The following is a 21914-nucleotide window of genomic DNA, read 5'->3' on the forward strand; positions in this document are numbered from 1 at the left end:
GCTTTTAGCTTTTCTGTACCGGAGCCAGACGGATATGCAGATCGCGCAGCTGCGCGGGCGACACATCCGAAGGCGCGTTCATCAGAAGATCGAGCGCCTGCTGGTTCATCGGGAACAGCGAGATTTCGCGCAGGTTCTTCGCACCGACCAGAAGCATGATGACGCGATCGATACCGGCAGCCATGCCGCCATGCGGAGGCGCGCCGTACTGGAACGCACGATAGAGACCGCCGAAACGCTCTTCCACGTCCTGCTGGCTGAGACCAACCTTTTCAAATGCCTTGACCATGACGTCCGGCAACTGATTACGGATCGAACCGGAAGCGATTTCAAAGCCGTTGCAGACGAGATCGTACTGGTAAGCCTTGATCGCAAGCGGGTCCTGGTTTTCCAGCGCGTCCATGCCACCCTGCGGCATGGAGAACGGGTTGTGTGCGAAGTCGAGCTTCTTGTTGTCCTCGTCCCATTCGTAGAACGGGAAGTCGATGATCCAGGCCAGTTCGAAACGGTCGCGATCAACGAGATTCAGTTCTTCACCAGCGCGCGTGCGGGCATCGCCTGCGAACTTGTAGAACTTGGACGGCAGACCGGCAACGAAGAAGCAGGCATCGCCGTCTTCCAGCCCCATCTGCGTGCGGATCGCTTCGGTGCGCTCTTCACCGATGTTCTTGGCAATCGGGCCTGCGCCTTCGAGCTTGTCGCCTTCCTTGCGCCAGAAGATATAGCCGAGACCCGGCTGGCCTTCGCTCTGCGCCCAGGAGTTCATGCGGTCGCAGAATGCTCTGGAGCCGCCGGTCTTGGCCGGAATGGCCCAGACTTCGACCTTTGGATCGTTGGCGATCATGTTTGCGAAGACCTTGAAGCCCGAACCGGCGAAATGATCGGTCACAGCCTGCATTTCAATCGGGTTGCGCAGATCAGGCTTGTCCGAACCATAGGTGCGGATCGCATCGTCATAGGCGATACGGCGGAAGGTCTGCGTGACCGGCTTGCCTTCGGCAAACTCTTCGAAGATGCCGCGCATGACAGGTTCCATCGTTTCCCAGACTTCTTCCTGGGTCACGAAGCTCATTTCGAGGTCGAGCTGGTAGAATTCGCCCGGCAGGCGGTCTGCACGCGGATCTTCGTCGCGGAAGCAAGGCGCGATCTGGAAGTAGCGGTCGAAACCGGCAACCATCAAAAGCTGCTTGTACTGCTGCGGCGCCTGCGGCAGCGCATAGAACTTGCCTTCGTGAATACGGCTCGGCACGAGGAAGTCGCGTGCACCTTCCGGCGACGAGGCCGTCAGGATCGGCGTGGTGAACTCATTGAAGCCGATTTCTGTCATGCGGCGACGCATCGCAGCAATGATCTTGGTGCGGCTCATGATGTTCTTGTGCAGCGTTTCACGGCGCAGATCGAGGAAACGGTACTTCAGGCGGATATCTTCCGGGTAGTCCGGCTCGCCGAATACAGGCAGCGGCAATTCCTTGGCAGCCGCCAGCACTTCGATTTCGGTTGCGAAGATTTCGACTTCGCCGGTCGGCAGATTCGTATTGACCGCATCGTCTGCGCGGGCCTTCACTTCACCATCGACACGGATAACCCATTCGCCACGAACGGTTTCAGCAACCTTGAAGGCGGGCGAATCGGGATCGGCCACGATCTGGGTAATGCCGTAATGATCGCGAAGATCGATGAAGAGAATGCCGCCATGGTCACGGACGCGGTGAACCCATCCGGAAAGGCGAACGTTCGAACCAACGTCCGTCTTGCGAAGGGCTGCGCAGGTATGGCTGCGGTAACGGTGCATGATTTCTGCCTTTTGGTAAGATAAGTCAGTGCAGGCAAAGCGCTGCAAATTCTGGCGGAAAAGCGCATTTTGACCGGGTTTTGTCAAGTCTGCACTCTCTACAAGGGTCGAGGTTCGGGCCACATGACGCAACGTATCGACAAAAAACACGATTTGCACTTGTTATGCTGCGGGTTTTGAGCATTCTTTCGCGACAAGCGGCCGCGCTTTCTCTAAAAGGTAGACATGCATCTCATCACGACGACAGAGGCCCTCGAAGAGGCCGTATCCGCCCTTGCCAAATCCGATTTCGTCACGGTCGATACAGAATTCATCCGTGAAACGACGTTCTGGCCGGAATTGTGCCTTATCCAGATGGCTTCGCCAGACCATACGGCGCTAGTGGACGCGCTTGCGCCGGGGCTCGACCTCGCGCCGTTCTTCCGCCTGATGGCGGACGAGAAGATCATCAAGGTTTTCCATGCCGCGCGGCAGGATATCGAAATTGTCTTCCATCTCGGCGACCTCATCCCTTCACCTGTCTTTGACAGTCAGGTTGCGGCGATGGTTTGCGGGTTTGGCGATGCCATTTCCTATGACCAGCTTGTGCAGAAGGTCACCGGCAAGCACATCGACAAGTCTTCCCGGTTTACCGACTGGCGCCGCCGGCCGCTTTCGGACAAGCAACTCGACTATGCCCTGGCCGACGTTACCTATCTGCGTGACATCTACCTCTATCTGAAGGAAGAACTTCAGAAGGAAGGTCGCAGTGAGTGGGTGAATGAGGAAATGGCGGTGTTGACTTCCCGCGAAACCTACGACCTGCATCCGGACGATGCGTGGCGGCGGGTAAAGGCGCGCGTTCGCAAGCCGCTTGAACTTGCCATCGTGCAGGCTGTGGCCGCCTGGCGTGAACGCGAAGCACGCGAGCGCAATGTGCCGCGCGGACGCATCATCAAGGACGATACCATCGCTGAAATCGCACAACAGCAGCCGCGTGACGCAGAAGCGCTCGGTCGCCTTCGTTCGATCCCGAAAGGCTGGGAGCGTTCGGCACAGGCTGCTGGGCTTGTTGCTGCGATCCAGTCCGCGCTTGAAATCCCCAAGGAAGATTTGCCGAAATTGCCGAAGCCGTCGCATTCGCCGGAAGGCAGCGCTGCTGCTGCAGATATCCTCAAAGTTCTGCTCAAGCTTGTGACGGAAGAGCACGGCGTCGCGGCAAAGATCGTCGCCAGTTCTGATGACATCGAAAAGATCGCCTCAGAAGGCGACAAGGCCAATGTACCTGCCCTGCATGGCTGGCGTCGCGAGGTATTCGGTCAGAAAGCCCTCGATCTCATCGACGGCAAGATCGTCATCAAGTTCGAGAACCGACGGATCAGGGCGGTTGAGTTAGGGGAGTAAGGGAGTAAGGGAGTAAGGGAGTAAGGGAGTAAGGGAGTAAGGGAAAAACGAGCCTGAATGCTCGCTCCACGCAAGAAATTTCTTGGCTACGAGTTCCCTTCCTATTCCCCTATTCCCCTAAATCACTCCCGTGTCCCCTCAATCGCAGCGTCGCCTACCGCGAAATAGATGTTCTTTCCGGTCAGCTTGGAAAGCTGTTGCAAGCGTCCTTCGGGACGATCCGAAATCAGATCGGCCAGATCTCCCGGCACGACAAGCGCAATGCCGTTTTCCTCTTCACGCCAGACAAGGCGCGGGATGACGCCCGGCATCGAAGCCGACAGAAGGTAGACCACACGCAGCAAGGCTCCGAGCAACTTCGCCCTTTCACGCAGACGCGGCGTGGCGAGCTGCATGATTTCCGGTGCAATCTCGTCTTCGATCAGGCCCTCGTGGCGATAATAATTGGCAAGCGCCATGAAGGAACGCCCGGCATGGTCGATACCGCCGAACGAGCCGTGGGCGATGATGTTCAGCGCCTGTGATCCGCGATAATCTGGATGCGCGCGCCAGCTTATATCGGCCACTAGACAGGCGGCCTGCCTGTAGCGCGCTTCGTCCTCGGTTTCGTCAAAACCGAGCACCGGCAAGGACAATGTCGTCCATGTTGCCAGTTCGCGAGCATGACGCGGAGAGCGTGAGCGCAGAATGGACAGTTCGTCTGCCGAGGCCAGCAGAGGATCGAGCCGCTGTTCGTTCTTGGGCAAAAGCGAATAAAGATAGCCTTCGCGTACGCCGAGCGCCGAGAAAACGATCTTCGAAGGCTTCATCAGACGGATCGTCTCGAGCAGCACCGTAGCGCCATAGGCCAAAAGCTGGCGACGGTTTTTCGAAACCGCCTCGATGCCGCGCATCGTGTCCAGATTGCCCTTGGCAACACGCTTGAGGAAGCTTTGCGCTTCCACCGGGTTTATCTCATAGCCGTGCATGACATGCAGCGGATAATTCTTCGCCGTCATATGCAGCTTGGCAAGGTTACGCCACGTACCGCCGACCGCATAGAACACTTGTCCCTGATGCGCTTTCAGAAGCGTCGCCTTTGCCAGCTCCGTACGCGCGATCTTGGTTGCCTCTGGCAGCCGTCCATCGGACATATCCTGCAGGCGCAGGCCACCGAGCGGCAAGGTGATCCCCTCGCCTACCTCGTGGTCATCCACCGCAATCAGTTCAAGGCTGCCGCCGCCAAGGTCACCGGTCACGCCCTTCGGTCGATAGAAGCCCGAAATGATGCCGAGCGCCGAATAATGGGCTTCTTCCTTGCCGGACAGCACTTCAATGTGCCGGCCGAGAATGGCTTCTGCCTGAGCAATGAAGTCCGGACCGTTTTTCGCTTCACGCGCAGCCGCAGTCGCCAGCGCGTGGATGGATACGGCGCCAGCCTGTTCAGCCAATGCGCGAAAACGCTTCAGCGCACGAAGCGCCGCCTCAACGGATTTCTCGTTGAGCTTGCCGGTTTTCGCGAGGCCTTTTCCGAGGCCGCAGAGAATCTTTTCGTTGAAAAGCACCGTCGGAGAACGGACGATGCCTTCATAAATGACGACACGGATCGAGTTCGAGCCAATGTCGATGACCGCAACGGGCTTGAGCCCCTTCAGACGGCCTTGTGCTAAAGCTGCGCTCATGCAGTCGTTTTTCTTTCCGCCTGCGCGCGCTTGCGATGCGCGATAAGACGGGGGGCCGAAGACTTCAGCGACTTTCCGCGACCCGACAGGCTAGGATTGGTCATGAAATATTCCTGCGCGTTGAAAGCTTCCTCTCCTGCTTCTTTTTCTATCCGGCGAGAGGTGCCGTCCGCAAGTAGCTGATAGCTCTGTTGGTTATCAATTATGTTGGCAAACATGATTTGCGACAGGATTTGCTGGTGCACTGTGGCATTTGTGATCGGAACGAGGGTCTCCACCCGGCGGTCGAGATTGCGTGGCATCATGTCGGCGGAACCGATATAGACGATTGCCTTGTCGGAAGGCAGGTCATTGCCGTTTCCGAAGCAGAAAATACGGCTATGCTCCAGAAAACGCCCGACAATCGACTTGGCGCGAATATTGTCGGAAAGCCCCGGAACACCTGGACGCAGGCAGCAGATACCGCGCACGACCAGATCAATCTGCACACCCGCCTGGCTCGCCATGTAAAGCGCGTCAATAATCTGTGGATCGACGAGCGAGTTCATCTTCATCCAGATCGCAGCCGGACGCCCCGCCTTCGCATGCGCGACCTCATCCTCGATGTGCTTGAGGATTCGGGCGCGGAGCGTAAAAGGTGAAATCGCGATCTTCATCTCTTCGGCAGGCTGGGCATAGCCCGTGATAAAATTGAAGATATGCGCCACGTCGCGTGCAATATCCGCATCCGACGTGAAGAACGACAGGTCGGTATAGATGCGCGCCGTGATCGGGTGATAGTTGCCCGTACCCAGATGCACATAGGAACGCAGCTTCTGGTCCTCACGGCGCACCACGAGCGACATTTTCGCGTGGGTTTTCAATTCGATGAAACCGAACACCACCTGAACGCCTGCGCGTTCCAGATCACGTGCCCAACGAATATTCGCCTCCTCGTCGAAGCGTGCCTTCAGTTCGACAAGCGCCGTTACGGACTTTCCGGCTTCGGCGGCATCCACCAGCGCGCGCACGATCGGGCTGTCATTGGAGGTGCGATAAAGCGTCTGCTTGATCGCCAGCACATCCGGGTCGGCTGCGGCTTGCCGCAGGAACTGCACAACCACGTCAAAGGATTCATAGGGGTGATGGACCACAATGTCCTTTTCGCGAATCGCTGCGAAGCAATCGCCGCCATGCTCGCGAATACGCTCCGGGAAACGCGGATTGTAAGAAACGAATTTCAGGTCTTCACGCGGGATCGAAACGATCTCCGAAATCATGTTGAGCGCCAGAAGCCCCTCATGCACGCTGATGCGGTTTTCCGAAACGCCAAGTTCCGTCGCCACGAAGACGCGCAGAGCTTCCGGCATTTCTCCATCAAACTCGATGCGGATCACCTGACCGCGGCGGCGGCGTTTCAGCGCCGTCTCGAAGAGACGAACGAGATCTTCCGCCTCTTCTTCCACTTCGATATCGCTGTCGCGGATGATGCGGAATGTACCGGCGCCGCGCACTTCATAACCGGGGAACAGCCGCCCGATGAACAGGCTCACCGCGTCCTCGATGGTGATGAAGCGGTAAACGTTGGCCTGATCTGTCGGCAACTGGATAAAGCGCTTCAGCGCAACAGGAATGCGCAACAGCGCCGTCATCGGATGATTATCAGCGCGGCGCGCAAGCTGCAGGGCGATGGAGAAGCCGAGATTCGGAATGAACGGGAATGGATGCGCCGGATCGATGGAGAGTGGCGTCAGGACCGGAAAAATCGTTTCGAGGAAGTGGTTTTCAAGCCATTCCTTCTCCGGCTTCGCAAGCGCCGATGGGCGAACGATCTCGATGCTTTCCTGTTCCAGTTCCTCGCGCAGTGTGCGCAGGCGCTGCTGCTGTTCTTCCTGCAGGCGCCCTACTTCGTCCAGAACGAAATCAAGCTGTTCCTGCGGCGTGCGTCCGTCGGCGCTGCGCATCGCCACACCGGCGCGCACCTGAGCGGCGAGACCGGCAATGCGGACCATGAAGAATTCATCGAGATTGGCGGCGGAAATAGACAGGAAACGCAGGCGTTCGAGCAAGGGCTGGCGCATATTCGCGGCTTCCTCGAGAACGCGCCGGTTGAATTGCAGCCAGGAAAACTCGCGATTGACGAAGCGGTCGGCGCTTTGCATCAGCTCGCTGTTCAAAGCTTTGTGAACGTCAGGGCCTATGTCCATATCGGGAACCACGGTTGGGTTGGGGGCTAATCCGGCTGTCATCTCGTGTGTTCCGCCTTGGGATGCGCTGGGGGTTTCGCTCGCCATAACGCTGTTTTCGCTCATTTTTCCTGTCCCGACTTCCGCCGGAACATTCCGGCTCCATCTATTTCTTTTCCGCGCATCTGATTCCGAAAACCGCTTCGCACTTTTCGGGGTACGCTATCAGCCTATGGCTGCCATATGACAGTTTGATAGCAATTAGCTTGAAATGTCCTCAGAATTGATGAAAACGCTTCCGGAAACAAGACTTTCGCGGTACACGCATGCCAATGTTTACGCATGATCTCGTCCGGCACACGGTTCAGGAGCATGCTCATACCGCCCATCGACCAGAACCGGAGCATATTATGTCCGATCACATCATTCCTCACTTTCAGAACGACGCCGGCCATGCTGCCATCGAAATCGGTGTGAAGGAATTCATGTGCGTTGGTGCAAACCCGCCTTTCGATCATCCGCACGTGTTTCTGGACATGGGTGATGAAAGCGAAGTCGTTTGCCCTTATTGCTCGACCCTCTATCGTTACAACGCCAAGCTCCATGCTGACGAAACCGTTCCGGCTGGCTGCATTTACGAAGCACCCGCCGACAAAGCTGCCTAATCTGGGCAGCCTCACGGGGCTGAATGCCGGATGATCTCATCGACATGAGCAAAGGGCGCATATTGATTGCCGGGGCCGGAGTAGCTGGTCTGTCGGCAGCACTGGAGCTGGCAGCACGCGGCTGGAATGTTCGGCTTGTCGAAAAAGCCGGGACCCTTTCGGAAGTCGGCGCCGGCCTGCAACTTGCCCCCAATGCGATGCGCCATCTGGAACGGCTCGGCGTTGCAGACCGTCTTTCCACCCAAACCGTAACGCCAGAAGCGCTCTATCTCATGGACGGGCGTAAAGCGCGTCCGCTGATGGAAATGAAGCTTGGCGACAAGGCTCGTCAGCGCTGGCACCATCCCTATCTCGTTTGCCATCGCGCTGATCTGCAATCCGCTCTGCTCGATGCCTGCCGTGAAGAGCCCGGCATTGAGATCAGCCTCGGCGCTGAAATCACAAATCACCGTGTCGAAAACGGAACCGTTGCGGCCACCATCCGCCATGACAATTCCGAAGAAACTATCAACTCTGCCTATCTGATCGCCTGCGATGGCGTCTGGTCGGCAGAGCGCTCAAAGGCAGGTTTCGGCAAGGCACGGTTCAGCGGCCACATTGCCTGGCGCACAACACTTGCCGTCGGAACTCTCCCCGCATCGTTTTTATCCGCCATGAAAACGAGGAATGCCGTTTCAGCATGGCTCGGCAGGCAGGCGCATTTCATCGCCTATCCGGTCAAGGGCGGCAGCTTCTTTAATTTCGTCGCCATCACGACAGGCGAAAACCCCGGCGAAGTCTGGTCCAGAACCGGCGATCCGACACGTTTGCGCTCCATTTATGCGGATTGGAGCGCTCCGGTTCGTGATGTTCTGGCGGCGACCGATGCTTGGACCTATTGGCCGCTTTTCGAAATGGCAGACGCTCAATTCGTCGGGCCGGACCGGACGATTTTTCTCGGCGACGCATCGCACGCGGTCACACCTTTCGCCGCGCAAGGTGCCGCCATGGCAATCGAGGATGCGGCCGCCCTTGCCGAAGCGCTGGACAGTGACGGCCACGAAACAGGATTAAAGCGCTTCGATACCGCCCGCAAAGAGCGCATCGCGGCAGTTGCCAAACGCGGTCAGTTAAACAGGTTCGCCTATCACGCCACCGGCATTTTTGCGCTTGGCCGCAACACGCTCTTCGCCATGCGCAGCCCGGAAAGCTTCCTGAAAGATCTGGACTGGCTCTATGGCTATGATGCCATTGCGGCCGTACGGAATTAAGCTGCGTCGCGCGCTGCTTCGAGTGTAGCAACGTCGAGCTTGACCATCTTCATCACGGCATCGGCCACGCGCTGGCGCTGTTCGGCAGTGCCGTTTTGCAGGACATCCAGCAGCATCTGCGGCACCACTTGCCACGAGAAGCCATATTTGTCCGTCAGCCAGCCGCATTCCATCGGCGCACCGCCCTCCATCAGTTTTTCCCAGAACATATCCAGTTCCGCCTGATCCTTGCATTGGACGAAGAGCGAGACTGCCGGGGAAAACTTGAAGGCCGGCCCGCCGTTGAGACCGGATATTGCCTGCCCGTCGAGGGTAAAGTTCGCAACCACCACATCGGTGCCTTCAGGCTGGTGTGCATGCTCGAACCGGATGAAACCATCGACGGATGCCGGTCTTCCGCAGGCACGGAAAATCGAGACATAATGGTTCGCCGCTTCCTCTGCCTGCCTGTCAAACCAGAGACAGATTGTCAGACCTGACATTTTCTCCTCCCTGCCGCATCGGCCCGACAATCGAAACCGATCTTCGGGGCGATGCGTAGTTTTAAAGGGTTAGAAGAGTGGAGCGTTCTTTGTGCATCCGTAAGGACGCAGGGCGCTCCAAGTGTTTGTATTTTCTATTGTCTGGAATACTCTATCCCATGACCTTGCTGGCTTCTTCCATATCCATCCACATTATCTCCCAGACATGACCGTCAAGATCTTCGAAGCTGCGTCCATACATGAAACCATAATCCTGCTTCGGCCCCGGATCGGCCTTTCCGCCAGCATTCACCGCTTTCTCCACCGTCGTGTCGACTTCAGCCTTGCTTTCCGCAGAAAGGCAGATCAGCACCTCGCTCACCGTGTTGGCATCGGCGATCTTCTTCGGTGTGAACTGGCTGAACTTTTCGTGGTCGAGGATCATCGCGTGAATAGTATCCGAAAAGACCATGCAGGAAGCCGTTTCGTCCGAGAACATGGGATTCTTGGTGGCGCCGATGGCTTCATAGAAGCTGGTCGACTGTGCAACATTCTTCACTGGCAGGTTCACGAAAATCATTTTCGGCATGAGATTTCCTCTGTTGGCGGGCCAAGCGACCCGATCTTTATTTTACGATTATCTATCGCCTGCCCGGCTCCCCCGGCGATAAGATCGAGCCATGAGTCTCAGGCCCGATATGCAATCGATGCTTGAGTCTTCCTTGCGTAAAACAAGTCACGCAATTGGCATCGAAAGAACTCAAAGTTTGCTTGTGCATAATGGCATGTAAGTTATAATTAGCAACCATGAAGTTAGAAAAAATAACCAAACCAGAAAAGCCAGCCGCTAAACGCAGTTATGATGATGCCTGCGCTGCGGCTCATGCCCTTGATTTGATTGGGGAACGCTGGTCTCTTCTGGTCATGCGCGAATTGATGTTCGGCCCCAAACGTTTCAGCGATCTGCGGGCTGATCTGCCGGGCGTGAGCGCAAATGTCCTCACGCAGAGGCTTGAAGGGCTGGAAGAAGCTGGCATTCTTCGCAAGACGAAACTTCCGCCTCCGGCATCGGTGCAGGTCTATGAACTGACCGAATGGGGCTATGAGAGCGAACCTATCCTTCAGACGCTGGGCCGTTGGGCCGCACGTTCGCCAAAGCACGATCCTAACCTGCCGATTTCAACCGCTTCCTTTCTGCTTTCCCTCCGAACCATGATGGACCATGACAGGTCTCTCGGCATGCGCGCCGTGATCGGTCTTCGTCTGGACGGAGAAGATTTCACCGCCCAGCTGGAGGATGACGGAATTCATATAGAGCGCGGCACAGCACAGGAATACGATCTCCATTTCGAAAGCTCGCCGCGCATGCTTGCCGCAGCTATCTATGGCGGACAGCCCATTTCAGCCCTGGAAAGCGCCAATGTTCTCAAGGTCATAGGCGACCGTGCTCTGGCGGAAAAGTTCGTGACATTGTTCCCGCTTCCCGACAAGGCTCCACTGTCCGAGTAAAATATGCAACTTTTTAGTTGCGTATTTTTGCGGTCGTCTTATATTGGCAACCATTAAGTTGCCAATTACGGAGGATTCATATCATGACCATTGCAAGCAATACTGACCGCATCGTGAAGACCGTCGACATTCATGCAGGGATCGACCGCGTATGGCGCGCCCTTACCGATCATGAAGAGTTTGGAAGCTGGTTTCAGGTCAAGATCGACGGGCCATTCATCGTCGGCACCCGTTCGACTGGCCATATCACCTATCCCGGTTTCGAGCACGAGCCTTGGGAATCCTTCATCAAGGAAATGAAGGCACCGAGCTATTTTGCCTTCACTTGGCATCCCTATGCGGTGGACCACAACATTGATTATTCCAAGGAGCCGCCGACGCTGGTGGAATTCAGATTGGAAACGGTCGAGACCGGAACGCGGCTGACTGTGATCGAAAGCGGTTTCGACGCCCTGCCTGCTGAACGCCGCCCGCTGGCGTTGCGGATGAACGAAGGCGGCTGGGAGGAGCAAGTCGGCAACATCAAAAGACACGTCGAAAATGAACGATAGGCAAGCTGTGACCGGCACGGATATGTCTATGGTTTTCGCGGCGCTCGCCGATCCGACCCGGCTGGCGCTCATCGAAACCCTGAGTGATGGTGAAAGCCGCTCAATTGTGGCGCTGTCGCAAAATGGCAGCATTACCCGGCAGGCAGTCACCAAGCACCTGACAGTGCTGGAACAGGCAAAACTGGTCGAGCGGGAAAAGGTCGGACGGGAAAGCAGGTTTCGCCTGCATCCCGCACCACTGATCGACGCCCGTGCCTATCTCGCAACCGTTTCCAGCCAATGGGATGATGCTCTCCAGCGTCTGCGCCGGTTTGTCGAGGATTAGAGCATGTCGCGGAAAAGTGGGAACCGGTTTTCCGATGACGACATGCGTAAAAACAAACAGTTAGAGCGCGACGCGCTCTAACGCTGGTTGAAAAGCAACGAGGATGTACCCTTCACAAAGCCAAGCTTCTCGTAGAACGGCACAAGCCGTTCCGGGCAGTAGAGCTCAAAGCTTTTCACACGCTGCAGCTTTTCATGGCTGACAATGCGTTCCACGAGAGCTTGTCCCAGCCCCTGCCCCCGATGCTTCTCCGACACAATCACATCGAATATCAGCGCCTTAAAAGTGTAGTCGGTGAGAACGCGGGCGAAACCTGCAATCCCGCCTTTTGCATCGAGGCAGAAGAGAAGCAAATCGCAATGGGCCAGCATATGCGTGACCTCATCCAGCGTCCGCTCGCTCGTCCACCATTCTTTACTATAAAACTCATGAAATTCGCGATATTGCTCGGGTGCGAGTTTCTCCACCCATTGAAAATCAGTCACGAATTGCCTCTCCCGTTCGTTGAACTATCAGTCGCAAAGGCGTTTCAGAATGGCAATCCAGTTTGAGCAGACCTGTCCGATCTTTCGCATTTTCGACATTGAAAAGGCCCGCGAATTCTATCTCGGCTTTCTCGGATTCAACCTGGATTGGGAGCATCGCTTTGCCGAGGGAATGCCGCTTTATATGCAGGTTTCCCGCAGCGGGCTTGCCCTGCATCTTAGCGAACATCACGGCGACGGAAGCCCCGGCGCGAATATTTTCGTGCGCATGCAGGGTGTCGAGGAACTGCATAAGGAGATTAACGCGCGCGGCTACCGTTTCATGCGGCCGGGAATCGAGAATGAGCCGTGGGGCCGCGTGATGACGGTCATCGACCCTTTCGGCAATCGTATCCAGTTCTGCGAAGGTCCGCACGACGAATAAACAAAAACACCCGCTGGCGAACCGGCGGGTGTCTTGATTCTAGAGCATTTCCTGTTTTGATTGAATCATTGCAAATGCTCTATCTGTTTGTTTTTACGCATGTCTTTATCCCGAAACCGGTTCCCACTTTCGGGAGACATGCTCTAGCTCAAAAATCCGATCAGTGCAGGATCTGGCTCAGGAACAGCTTGGTGCGTTCATGCTGCGGATTGTCGAAGAACTGGTCCGGCGAGTTCTGTTCAACGATCTGGCCCTGATCCATGAAGATCACGCGATTGGCAACCTGACGGGCAAAGCCCATTTCGTGCGTCACGCAGATCATGGTCATGCCTTCGGCAGCAAGGCTCACCATCGTATCGAGCACTTCCTTGACCATTTCCGGATCGAGAGCCGATGTCGGTTCGTCGAACAGCATGACTTTCGGGTTCATGCACAATGCACGGGCAATCGCCACGCGCTGCTGCTGGCCACCTGAAAGCTGGCCCGGATATTTGTTGGCCTGTTCCGGAATCTTCACGCGGGCCAGATAATGCATGGCGATTTCTTCCGCCTGCTTCTTCGGCATCTTGCGAACCCAGATCGGGGCAAGCGTGCAGTTTTCCAGAATGGTCAGATGCGGGAAGAGGTTGAAGTGCTGGAATACCATGCCAACTTCACGACGCACTTCATCGATCTTCTTGAGGTCGCTGGTCAGTTCGATGTTGTCGACAACGATCTTGCCCTTCTGGTGTTCTTCCAGACGGTTGATGCAGCGGATCATGGTCGATTTGCCCGATCCAGACGGTCCCGCCACAACGATGCGCTCGCCGCGCATGACCTTCAGATTGATGTCCCGCAGGACGTGGAACTCACCATACCACTTATGCATATTGGTGATTTCTATGGCGACATCGGTTTTGGAAACCTGCATCTTCGAACGGTCGACTTCCACTCCGAGCTCGGATTGCGGGAGGGCGCTTTGTGCACTCATTTCCATTATTCCCTTTATTCTTATCGTTTATGACCCGTGTCGAGCCGTCGTTCCATGAATATAGAGTATCGCGACATTGCGAAACAGAAAATCCAGAAAACGAAGCCCGCAAAGATCAGACCGGTAGCAGGCGTCTGTGGAGAAGCCCAATTGGCATCGGAAAAATTCTGACGGACGATGCCCAGCAGGTCGAACATGCCGATGATGTAGACAAGGCTTGTATCCTTGAAGAGACCGATGAAGGTGTTGACGATACCCGGAATGACCAGCTTCAGCGCTTGCGGCAGGACGATCAGTCCCGTCTTCTGCCAGTAGCTGAGACCCAGCGCATCCGCGCCTTCATACTGCCCACGCGGGATAGCCTGAAGACCGCCGCGCACCACTTCTGCCATATAGGCCGATGCGAACAGCGCCACGCCGATGAGCGCACGCAGCAGCTTGTCGAAAGTCACGCCCGGCGGCAGGAACAAAGGCAGCATGACACTTGCCATGAACAACACCGTCACCAGCGGAACGCCGCGCACCATTTCGATGAAGATGATCGAGAAGGTCTTGATGACAGGCAGTTTTGAACGGCGTCCGAGCGCGAGCACGATACCAAGCGGCAGCGACACGGCGATGCCGACAAAGGACAGCACAAGCGTGACCAGAAGTCCGCCCCAGAGCGGGGTTTCCACGTAAGGAAGGCCGAACCAGCCGCCGACCAGCAGGAAGAAGGCGACAACCGGGAACACGAAGAAGAACAGGATCGCATTGAGAGCCTTCTTCGGGGCCTTCGGAATCAGCAGCGGCACAAGCAGGACGACGAAGATCAATGCCGTCAGATTGACACGCCAGCGTTCGGAAATCGGATAGCGGCCATAGATGAACTGCTCATATTTCGCGTTCACGAATGCCCAGCAGGCACCCGACCAGCCTTCCGGTTGCGTGCCGCCCTGCGCGACGGTCAGGCACGCCGTGCGATCCGCACCGGTCCAAACGGCCTTGAAGAACAGCCACTCGATGATCGGCGGAAGGAACCATGCCACGGCAAGCAAGCCGAGAATGGTCAGCGCCGCATCGACAGGCGTTGCGAACAGATTGACGCGCAGCCAGTGTGAAAAGCCCTGCACGGAGCGTGGCGGCGCTTCGCCATCCACCATATGCGTGCGGACATATTGGAGATTTGCGTTTTCCATTGTCATCTCTCCACCAGCGCCATCCTGGCGTTGAACCAGTTCATCAGGCTGGACACAATCAGGCTGATGCCCAGGTAGATCACCATCCAGATCGCCACGACTTCGACCGATTGACCGGTCTGGTTGAGGATCGTGCCGCCTACGGCGACAAGATCGGGATAGCCGATGGCAATGGCGAGCGACGAGTTCTTGATAAGGTTCAGATACTGGCTCGAGAGCGGCGGAATGATGATGCGCAGCGCCTGTGGCACGATGATGAGACGCATCGTCTGACCGGGACGCAAGCCCACTGCATAGGCCGCCTCGGTCTGCCCTTTGTTGACGCCCAGAACGCCAGCGCGAACCGTCTCAGCAATAAAGGACGCCGTGTAGAAGGAAAGCGCCAGAAACAGGGCCAGAAACTCCGGCTTGATCTGCGCGCCGCCGGTCAGATTGAAGGTTCCAAGCTTCGGCGAATCGAACGAAACCGGAAAACCGGTCGCGATCAGCGCCAGTATTGGCAAGCCGATAATCAGGGCGGCGGACACGCGTATCGTATGAAAGGACTTGCCGGTTGCCATCTGGCGGCGTCTTGCCCAGCGCGCAACGATGATAGATGCCACGATGCCGACGAGAAGCGCCACAGGCAGAAGCCACGCCCCCTCGCCCCAGACAGGAGCGGGCATGAAGAAGCCGCGATTGTTGAGGTAGGTGCCGAGCGGAAGTGCAAAACTTTCACGTGCCTGCGGCAGGACCGACAGAACACCGAAATACCAGAAGAAGATGACGAGCAGCGGCGGAATATTGCGGAAGACTTCCACATAAACCGTGCAGATCTTGCGGATCAGCCAGTTGCGCGAAAGGCGCCCGATACCAACCAGAAACCCGATGATCGATGCCGTAATGACACCGAGCAAGGCCACATAAAGCGTATTCACGAGGCCGACCAGAAAAGCCCGGCCATAGTTCGAATCGCTGTTGTACTGAATGAGCGTCTGGCTGATATCAAAGCCGGCGCGCCCATTGAGAAAACCGAAGCCGGACGCAATGTTTGCGCGCTGCAGATTGGTGATCGTGTTGCCAACGATCCAGTAGATTGCGCCAATGACCGCGCCAAAGACAATGACCTGATAGAAGATGCCGCGAATCCGCGGATCGTACAGGAGCGAAGTTCCGCCGCTGTCCTGGCGACGTTCAGTTGCAGAATAGGAAGCCATATGTTTCCTGTGCCTCTCGGCTGGCTGCATCGACGTCGAGCAGGAAAAGCTGCCATATCTGCGGAGCAATTCCTGAAATCAAGGCATCGAATGCCGAACCGTTCGGTCTTGCCATCCCCTGTTCAGGCTCATCTCGAGCTTGCGGGCCTGCAAGACGCGGTTGAATTCCAAAATGCAGCTTGTCAGCATTCAAATGCGCGCATGACGCACGGCCAATAGCAAACGGACAAACTGCCGAGCCGACAAATCCGGCGGGCGCTGCTGCACCCGCCGATAATCAGTCTGGAGAGTAAGGTCCGTTAGCGCACAGGGATGCCATATTGCAGGCCGCCCTTGTTCCACTGGGCATTGATGCCACGGGCAATCTTGAGCGGGCTGCTGGCGCCGATATTACGCTCGAAGATTTCGCCGTAGTTGCCGACGCCCTTCACGATCTTCACCACCCAATCATTGTCGAGACCGAGATCGGTACCGATCTTCGTGTCTGCTTCCACGCCGAGAAGACGCTTGACGTCCGGGTTGTCGGACTTCTTCATCTCTTCGACATTGGCCTGCGTAATACCGTATTCCTCGGCGTTGAGCAGCGCATTATGGGTCCAGCGAACGACGTCCGCCCACTTGGAATCGCCCTGACGAACGGTCAGACCGAATGGCTCCTTGGAGATGATTTCCGGCAAGATGACGTGATCGTCCGGATTGGCAAGCGCCAGACGAACCCCGTAGAGGCTGGACTGGTCGGTCGTATAGGCGTCGCAACGACCGGAATCGTAGGCGGCATTGGCTTCTTCGATCTTCTCGAAGACAACCGGATTATATTCCATCTTATTGGCGCGGAAATAGTCGGCCATGTTCAACTCGGTCGTCGTACCGGCCTGAACGCAGATGGAAGCGCCGGAAAGCTGCAATGCGGAATTGATGCCCGACAGCTTCTTCGAATTAATCATGAAACCCTGGCCATCAAAATAGTTGATGCCAGCAAAATCGAGACCGAGCGCAGTATCGCGGCTGATGGTCCAGGTCGTGTTACGGATCAGGACGTCCACTTCACCCGACTGCAGTGCGGTGAAACGCTCTTTTGCGTTAAGAGGGGTGAACTTCACCTTGGTCGGATCACCAAAAATCGCAGAAGCCACAGCGCGGCAATAGTCTACGTCGAAACCGGACCACTCGCCCTTGTCGTTGGGCGAAGCGAAGCCAAGAAGACCCGTATTAACGCCGCACTGCAGAAAACCTTTCGCCTTCACGTCGGAAAGCGTGTCAGCGGATGCTCCCGAAGCGACGCCAAACAGCGCTGCCGCACCCAATACACCCGTCATAAGAGTTTTTTTCATCTGGCCTGCAACCTTTTTGTTCCCTGGAGAGCGCCGAACCATTGGTTCATGGCGTCTCTTGTTGCTTTATTTTTTGCATAAACCCGTTGGAAAAGCCGCGTGACCTCCCAAGCCCATGCCCTACAGCAGATTGCCCTCGCCCGAGACCGCTTTCGGTCTTCGATTTTTGTTTTTGAGCGCAGTGACAAACCTGTCGCCTTCACGGGTCTTATCGAAGGCGAATTTTTGCCGTTGGTCAAGGCATTAACGCAGTCCGGTGAGCAGGCTTTTAAAAAAGATGAGGGACAAATATTTGAAAATTTACACGGTTTCCCGATTTCTGGGTAGGCGGCTTCACTCATAAAACCCATGCCGCCCCATCGCAAAGAAAAGCAATATAATTCAATTAATACAAATATTTATATGACACTACCATCCTAGATAGCCACACCGGACAACAACCTTTGCGGGAAATCAGATGCGCGGCATCGCGCTATCGTCATCCAAAGAAAAAATAATATTTCGCGTCGCCATATAGCGGGCCACCCACCAGGTCGTGACGAATCCAATTGCCAGACCGGCGACAACGTCCGTCGGATAATGTGCTCCGGCGGCAAGTCTGCTGATCCCGAAGAGAATACAGATGAGGACTGTCAGGATGCGCCAGCGCGGCAGGAATATCCAAAGCGAAACCATCATGATGCCAGCCATCATGGAATGGCCGGATGGGAAGCTTTCATAGAGAAACTGCCCCTTGAAAGGCGAGAAATAAGCCGCCCCCACGTCATCAAGCAGGAAGGGACGCGCGCGGCCAATGGCGAGTTTGCCGATTTCGACCGGCACGCTCGCGACAACGATTGAAGTCAGCACGAGTGTTGCCCAGCTATGGAGTTTCACGAACCACGATCTGGCCCGCGATCTGACATTGTCGCGCAGTTTCGGCGAAAGCAGTACCGCGGTGACGAGCCACACGACGATGCCGATTGCCAGCCAGACAATGGTGCGAATCGCATCGGTCACCGCACGCAGGAATTCCATGATGACATTGGTACTTTGCGCAGTGACGCGGACAATGTCGGCATCCCACAGGTGCAGCACAAGAATAATGAACGGTAGAAGCACGACAATCGCGGTCATTTCAAGTGTCCAGGAGGACGGCGCGCCCTTGTAAGCCGGGCGTATAAGAGCTTGAAGGAGTTCCAGTGCGGCGCGAAAGGGATAAACAAAAATGCTGCCCGTGCTTGACCCGGTCATAACAGAAATATCCTTTCAAACGCATCTTACGCAATAAACGGCACGCGAGGTTGCATACAGACCGCGTGCATTCTATCCAAGTATTCAAAGTTTCCGCCGCAAACGGAATCGCAGATCTTTTTGCCGCAGCCGACCTTGATGCGACCCGGCAGAATCCTCTCTTTCGAGAATCGGCGGGCGAGAATCAGTGGGACAGCATGCAACATGGTCTGGAGGCATTTTCGTGACTAAGCAGCAGGGCAAGACAGAGAAGCTGGGTGTAAACACACGGCTGACACACGACGGTTATCAGCCGCGCGATTATCATGGTTTCGTCAACCCACCCGTTGTCCGTGCCTCAACCGTGCTTTTCCCCGATGCGGAAACAATGGCGACCGGCAACCAGAAATACACCTATGGTACGCGCGGCACGCCCACCAGCGATGCATTGTGCGCGGCCATCGATGCGCTGGAAGGCTCGGCAGGTACGATCTGCGTGCCGTCAGGGCTTGCGGCTGTAACCATTCCGCTTCTGGCCTTCCTGTCGCCGGGCGATCACGCGCTGTTCGTCGATTCGATCTATAATCCCACCCGGCATTTTGCCGATACGATCCTGAAGCGCATGGGCGTGGACGTCGAGTATTACGATCCGGAGATCGGTTCCGGCATCGCGAAGCTGATGCGCCCGAACACCAAGGTTGTGTTCACCGAATCGCCTGCCTCGAACACGTTCGAAATGCAGGACATTCCAGCCATCGCTGAAGAGGCCCACAAGGGCGGTGCCATCGTCATGATGGACAATACCTGGGCTACCCCACTTTATTTCAAGGCACTCGATTTCGGCGTGGACATCACCATCCACGCCTCGACAAAATATCCATCCGGTCATTCGGATATTTTGTTTGGCACGGTTTCGGCCAACGAAAAATGCTGGTCGCAGCTTCTGGAAACGCACGGAACACTTGGACTGTGCACATCGGCAGACGACACCTATCAGATCCTGCGCGGCATGCGCACCATGGGCGTGCGGCTGGAACATCACCGCAAGAGCGCACTGGAAGTTGCGCGATGGCTTGAGAAACACCCTGCCGTCGACCGTGTTCTGCATCCGGCACTGGAAAGCCATCCCGGCCACGAAATCTGGAAGCGGGACTTTTCCGGCTCGTCGGGCATTTTCTCCATCGTGCTTGCAAGTGGCGGGCAGAAGGAAGCCCATGCCTTCCTCGATGCGCTGGAGATTTTCGGTCTAGGCTATTCCTGGGGCGGTTATGAAAGCCTCGCGGTTCATGTGCGTCTCAATGACCGGACCGTAGCCAAGGGTGACTATCCGGGACCGGTGATCCGCCTGCAGATCGGTCTGGAAGACGTGCCGGATATCATTGCCGATCTCGAAAAAGGCTTTGCAGCGATCTAAGCCGGTTTTGCAGCGGTTATCTTGCGTGACCGCGCTCGAACCTTCTTTTTTGCCGTTTTCAAGGGTTTAGGCTCTCTTTCGGAGAGCCCTTCCACAACGGCCTCTATCATGGTGCAGGCGACGAAATCCGCCTGCATTTCTTCCCGCAGCGCCTCCCGGTCAACGGATCGTGCTTCGCCTGGATCATACCACAGCACCACACCGATGCGCAGAGAAGGTTGCAGCCGTCGCAGACGGCGAACGGCAAAACGGGCATGACGTGCCGCGCGACGATCCAGAAAGCAGATCATCAGCGTATCTTTACCGGAAAGATCCAGAGTCCTGAGATTGGCAGGATTGAGCGCATCATGAGCGGCGGCTTCTGCTGAAGCGCCCTGCACGGCAAGCACCTGTGCCAGCATGATCGCCGCCGTGTCGTCGAGTCCCTTTCGTCCCCCGAATGTCAGAAGCGATCGGCCTTCGCCGGACGGAAGCTCCAGATCGGATGCGCTTCCATCGCCATCAGGATTTTCAATCGCGATCTCTTCGTCATCACCCTCCTCTTCGCTCGCAATCTGCTCCAGATTGGCCACCAGCGTCTTTGCGCTTTCGGCGACAACCTGCAATTGCGGTTCAGTCAGAACCCCGCGAAGACGATCCTGCTCTGCCATCAAAAGGGCCGGGATCGCCACCGAACCGTAAAACTCGACCAGATATTTCCGTTCCAGCATTTCCTCGGCATTATCCGTGGCTTCGTCCGGGTCGCCTGCCAGAAGGCGCTGATAGAGGCGCTCCTTCGGGTCGAGCACCGGCTCGTTGCCAAACAGGATTTCCAGAAACTCGAATTGCGGCACGTGACGCCCCAGCACGACGAGGCAGACCGTCAGCGGTGTCGACAAAACGAGGCCAACCGGCCCCCATAGCCACGTCCAGAAGATGGCAGATACGATGATTGCAAGCGGTGAAAGGCCAGTACGCGAACCATAAAGCCACGGCTCGATCACATTGTTTATAAGAAGTTCGATGATGACGAAGAGCCCGATTGTCCACAGCAGCAGGTTCCAGCCGGGTGCAACGGCAAAGGCGAGGAACAACGGCAGGATCGCCGCTATGACCGGGCCGATATAGGGCACGAACCGCAGAACGATTGCCAGCATTCCCCAAAGGGCAGCGTTGGGAATACCCAGAATCCAGAGCCCGAAAGCGAGAGGCACGCCATAGGTGATATTCACCACAAGCTGCGTCAGCAGATATTGACCGACCCGCTTTCCGGCATCCTGCAAGGCTTCCGTCGTTCGGTGAAGATCACCATAGCCGACAAGCCTTATGAAGCGATCCCGCAACTCCTCCCGTTCCAGCAGCATGAAGATCACGACGACCACAACGAGGCCCGTCGTCGCCAGCGGGCCGATGAGCGGCTCGATGATGCTCCTGAGCGTTTCGACCGGATGACGGGGTGCGAATATCTGGACGAGAAGCGGTTTTTCCTCCGGTTGATCCGAAGGCAAGGCCTGGGTCTTCTGTTCCGGCCTGTTGATTTCAGTACCGATACGCTCGGCAAAGCGGTTGAGCCTGTCGAAGAAACTGTTGTCTGAGCTGGCTTCCTTGAGCGTCCTGATCTTCTCGATGATGTTGTACTGATAGGTCGAGATATTCTGCGCGACTTCCGAGACCTGAAAGGCAACCACGGCACTGAAAACGGCCACGATCAAGAAGCCACCGGCCACACTCGCAATCACCGCGAAGAGCCGCGGAAGGCCGGCCCTGCGCAGAAAAGCGACGATCGGCGCAAGCGCGAATGTCAGAAGCACCGCTATGGCGAGCGGCAGAAAGACGTCTTTTGCAAAATAGAGAATGGCAACGGCCACAGCCATTGCAGCCAGGGTTGGCAGGCGTGGCGGTGCCGACGTGATCGGACGCACCGCAGAATCCGGATTGTCGATACTCTCCATGAACCCCTCTT

21 protein-coding genes are annotated in these 21914 nt (G+C 56.4%); 9 read left to right on the forward strand and 12 right to left on the reverse strand.

The window, feature by feature from the left end; translation table 11 throughout:
- Nucleotides 1–4: 4 nt before the first annotated feature.
- Nucleotides 5–1792: an aspartate--tRNA ligase gene (aspS, locus tag F9K91_RS13085; RefSeq protein ID WP_151677951.1), complete on the reverse strand. Its 1788-nt coding sequence runs from the start codon at nt 1790–1792 to the stop codon at nt 5–7.
- A 225-nt stretch (nt 1793–2017) separates the two neighbouring features.
- Between aspS and rnd the strand changes: the two genes are divergently transcribed.
- Nucleotides 2018–3175, forward strand: a complete 1158-nt coding sequence (gene rnd / locus F9K91_RS13090) for a ribonuclease D (RefSeq protein ID WP_151677952.1) — start codon at nt 2018–2020, stop codon at nt 3173–3175.
- A 122-nt stretch (nt 3176–3297) separates the two neighbouring features.
- Here the strand turns inward: rnd and ppx are convergent, their stop codons facing one another.
- Complete coding sequence (gene ppx / locus F9K91_RS13095; RefSeq protein WP_151554784.1) at nt 3298–4836, reverse strand: exopolyphosphatase; 1539 nt, start codon at nt 4834–4836, stop codon at nt 3298–3300.
- Nucleotides 4833–7064, reverse strand: a complete 2232-nt coding sequence (locus F9K91_RS13100) for an RNA degradosome polyphosphate kinase (protein WP_061347466.1) — start codon at nt 7062–7064, stop codon at nt 4833–4835. Before F9K91_RS13100 ends, ppx begins: the two co-directional genes overlap by 4 nt.
- 347 nt (nt 7065–7411) lie before the next feature.
- On the opposite strand from F9K91_RS13100, the gene F9K91_RS13105 reads away from it, so the two are divergent.
- Together F9K91_RS13105 and F9K91_RS13110 are read left to right on the forward strand one after the other, a co-directional pair.
- On the forward strand, nt 7412–7666 hold the full coding sequence (locus tag F9K91_RS13105; protein ID WP_151554786.1) for a zinc-finger domain-containing protein: 255 nt from the start codon (nt 7412–7414) through the stop codon (nt 7664–7666).
- A gap of 44 nt (nt 7667–7710) precedes the next feature.
- Nucleotides 7711–8916 carry an FAD-binding protein gene (locus F9K91_RS13110; RefSeq protein ID WP_151554868.1) on the forward strand — a complete coding sequence of 402 codons (1206 nt, stop codon included), beginning with the start codon at nt 7711–7713 and terminating at the stop codon, nt 8914–8916.
- Here the strand turns inward: F9K91_RS13110 and F9K91_RS13115 are convergent.
- Entirely contained in the window at nt 8913–9398 is a 486-nt protein-coding gene (locus tag F9K91_RS13115; protein ID WP_151554787.1) for a VOC family protein, read from the reverse strand. The two genes, F9K91_RS13110 and F9K91_RS13115, sit on opposite strands and share 4 nt — an antisense overlap.
- Before the next feature lie 151 nt (nt 9399–9549).
- Nucleotides 9550–9966: a VOC family protein gene (locus F9K91_RS13120; protein WP_151554788.1), complete on the reverse strand. Its 417-nt coding sequence runs from the start codon at nt 9964–9966 to the stop codon at nt 9550–9552.
- Nucleotides 9967–10184: 218 nt separating this feature from the next.
- On the opposite strand from F9K91_RS13120, the gene F9K91_RS13125 reads away from it, so the two are divergent.
- The 3 genes from F9K91_RS13125 to F9K91_RS13135 all read left to right on the forward strand — a co-directional run bounded on the left by F9K91_RS13125 (nt 10185) and on the right by F9K91_RS13135 (nt 11762).
- The gene (locus tag F9K91_RS13125) at nt 10185–10886 is read left to right on the forward strand and encodes a winged helix-turn-helix transcriptional regulator (protein ID WP_151677954.1); all 702 of its coding nucleotides are present in this window, start codon (nt 10185–10187) and stop codon (nt 10884–10886) included.
- 83 nt (nt 10887–10969) lie between these two features.
- On the forward strand, nt 10970–11437 hold the full coding sequence (locus tag F9K91_RS13130; protein ID WP_151554790.1) for an SRPBCC family protein: 468 nt from the start codon (nt 10970–10972) through the stop codon (nt 11435–11437).
- Nucleotides 11427–11762 carry an ArsR/SmtB family transcription factor gene (locus tag F9K91_RS13135; protein ID WP_176037485.1) on the forward strand — a complete coding sequence of 112 codons (336 nt, stop codon included), beginning with the start codon at nt 11427–11429 and terminating at the stop codon, nt 11760–11762. Before F9K91_RS13130 ends, F9K91_RS13135 begins: the two co-directional genes overlap by 11 nt.
- Before the next feature lie 77 nt (nt 11763–11839).
- Here the strand turns inward: F9K91_RS13135 and F9K91_RS13140 are convergent, their stop codons facing one another.
- Complete coding sequence (locus tag F9K91_RS13140; RefSeq protein WP_151554791.1) at nt 11840–12247, reverse strand: GNAT family N-acetyltransferase; 408 nt, start codon at nt 12245–12247, stop codon at nt 11840–11842.
- Nucleotides 12248–12296: 49 nt separating this feature from the next.
- Between F9K91_RS13140 and F9K91_RS13145 the strand changes: the two genes are divergently transcribed.
- Nucleotides 12297–12671 carry a glyoxalase superfamily protein gene (locus tag F9K91_RS13145; RefSeq protein ID WP_151554792.1) on the forward strand — a complete coding sequence of 125 codons (375 nt, stop codon included), beginning with the start codon at nt 12297–12299 and terminating at the stop codon, nt 12669–12671.
- Between the two features lie 160 nt (nt 12672–12831).
- On the opposite strand, the gene F9K91_RS13150 is transcribed toward F9K91_RS13145, so the two are convergent.
- From F9K91_RS13150 to F9K91_RS13165, 4 genes are all read right to left on the reverse strand, one after another.
- Complete coding sequence (locus F9K91_RS13150) at nt 12832–13641, reverse strand: amino acid ABC transporter ATP-binding protein (RefSeq protein WP_151554793.1); 810 nt, start codon at nt 13639–13641, stop codon at nt 12832–12834.
- Nucleotides 13642–13661: 20 nt separating this feature from the next.
- A complete protein-coding gene (locus F9K91_RS13155; protein ID WP_151554794.1) occupies nt 13662–14819 on the reverse strand; it encodes an amino acid ABC transporter permease in 1158 nt (385 codons plus the stop codon).
- A gap of 2 nt (nt 14820–14821) precedes the next feature.
- Nucleotides 14822–16015: an amino acid ABC transporter permease gene (locus tag F9K91_RS13160; protein WP_151554795.1), complete on the reverse strand. Its 1194-nt coding sequence runs from the start codon at nt 16013–16015 to the stop codon at nt 14822–14824.
- Nucleotides 16016–16314: 299 nt separating this feature from the next.
- Entirely contained in the window at nt 16315–17346 is a 1032-nt protein-coding gene (locus F9K91_RS13165) for an amino acid ABC transporter substrate-binding protein (RefSeq protein ID WP_151554796.1), read from the reverse strand.
- A 99-nt stretch (nt 17347–17445) separates the two neighbouring features.
- Here F9K91_RS13165 and F9K91_RS13170 point away from each other — a divergent pair, with 99 nt between their 5' ends.
- Entirely contained in the window at nt 17446–17673 is a 228-nt protein-coding gene (locus tag F9K91_RS13170; RefSeq protein WP_151554797.1) for a hypothetical protein, read from the forward strand.
- Nucleotides 17674–17799: 126 nt separating this feature from the next.
- Here the strand turns inward: F9K91_RS13170 and lpxE are convergent, their stop codons facing one another.
- Nucleotides 17800–18579, reverse strand: coding sequence for a lipid A 1-phosphatase LpxE (lpxE, locus tag F9K91_RS13175; RefSeq protein WP_151651825.1), 780 nt, complete (start codon nt 18577–18579; stop codon nt 17800–17802).
- A gap of 223 nt (nt 18580–18802) precedes the next feature.
- On the opposite strand from lpxE, the gene F9K91_RS13180 reads away from it, so the two are divergent.
- Nucleotides 18803–19972 (forward strand): cystathionine beta-lyase, encoded by a 1170-nt coding sequence (locus F9K91_RS13180; protein WP_151677955.1) that lies wholly within the window; start codon nt 18803–18805, stop codon nt 19970–19972.
- Here the strand turns inward: F9K91_RS13180 and F9K91_RS13185 are convergent.
- Nucleotides 19969–21903, reverse strand: a complete 1935-nt coding sequence (locus F9K91_RS13185; protein WP_151677956.1) for an AI-2E family transporter — start codon at nt 21901–21903, stop codon at nt 19969–19971. The two genes, F9K91_RS13180 and F9K91_RS13185, sit on opposite strands and share 4 nt — an antisense overlap.
- Nucleotides 21904–21914 lie beyond the last annotated feature (11 nt).

The organism is Brucella tritici (assembly GCF_008932295.1).
GTDB lineage: Bacteria > Pseudomonadota > Alphaproteobacteria > Rhizobiales > Rhizobiaceae > Brucella > Brucella tritici.

Coding starts and splice junctions, on each gene's coding strand:
- F9K91_RS13150 (WP_151554793.1), bottom strand. CDS start 13,641: ATGAGTGCACAAAGCGCCCTCCCGCAATCCGAGCTCGGAGTGGAAGTC.
- F9K91_RS13145 (WP_151554792.1), top strand. CDS start 12,297: ATGGCAATCCAGTTTGAGCAGACCTGTCCGATCTTTCGCATTTTCGAC.
- F9K91_RS13130 (WP_151554790.1), top strand. CDS start 10,970: ATGACCATTGCAAGCAATACTGACCGCATCGTGAAGACCGTCGACATT.
- F9K91_RS13110 (WP_151554868.1), top strand. CDS start 7,711: ATGAGCAAAGGGCGCATATTGATTGCCGGGGCCGGAGTAGCTGGTCTG.
- F9K91_RS13135 (WP_176037485.1), top strand. CDS start 11,427: ATGAACGATAGGCAAGCTGTGACCGGCACGGATATGTCTATGGTTTTC.
- F9K91_RS13115 (WP_151554787.1), bottom strand. CDS start 9,398: ATGTCAGGTCTGACAATCTGTCTCTGGTTTGACAGGCAGGCAGAGGAA.
- F9K91_RS13160 (WP_151554795.1), bottom strand. CDS start 16,015: ATGGCTTCCTATTCTGCAACTGAACGTCGCCAGGACAGCGGCGGAACT.
- ppx (WP_151554784.1), bottom strand. CDS start 4,836: ATGAGCGCAGCTTTAGCACAAGGCCGTCTGAAGGGGCTCAAGCCCGTT.
- F9K91_RS13125 (WP_151677954.1), top strand. CDS start 10,185: ATGAAGTTAGAAAAAATAACCAAACCAGAAAAGCCAGCCGCTAAACGC.
- F9K91_RS13100 (WP_061347466.1), bottom strand. CDS start 7,064: ATGACAGCCGGATTAGCCCCCAACCCAACCGTGGTTCCCGATATGGAC.
- F9K91_RS13120 (WP_151554788.1), bottom strand. CDS start 9,966: ATGCCGAAAATGATTTTCGTGAACCTGCCAGTGAAGAATGTTGCACAG.
- F9K91_RS13155 (WP_151554794.1), bottom strand. CDS start 14,819: ATGGAAAACGCAAATCTCCAATATGTCCGCACGCATATGGTGGATGGC.
- aspS (WP_151677951.1), bottom strand. CDS start 1,792: ATGCACCGTTACCGCAGCCATACCTGCGCAGCCCTTCGCAAGACGGAC.
- F9K91_RS13185 (WP_151677956.1), bottom strand. CDS start 21,903: ATGGAGAGTATCGACAATCCGGATTCTGCGGTGCGTCCGATCACGTCG.
- lpxE (WP_151651825.1), bottom strand. CDS start 18,579: ATGACCGGGTCAAGCACGGGCAGCATTTTTGTTTATCCCTTTCGCGCC.
- F9K91_RS13105 (WP_151554786.1), top strand. CDS start 7,412: ATGTCCGATCACATCATTCCTCACTTTCAGAACGACGCCGGCCATGCT.
- rnd (WP_151677952.1), top strand. CDS start 2,018: ATGCATCTCATCACGACGACAGAGGCCCTCGAAGAGGCCGTATCCGCC.
- F9K91_RS13165 (WP_151554796.1), bottom strand. CDS start 17,346: ATGAAAAAAACTCTTATGACGGGTGTATTGGGTGCGGCAGCGCTGTTT.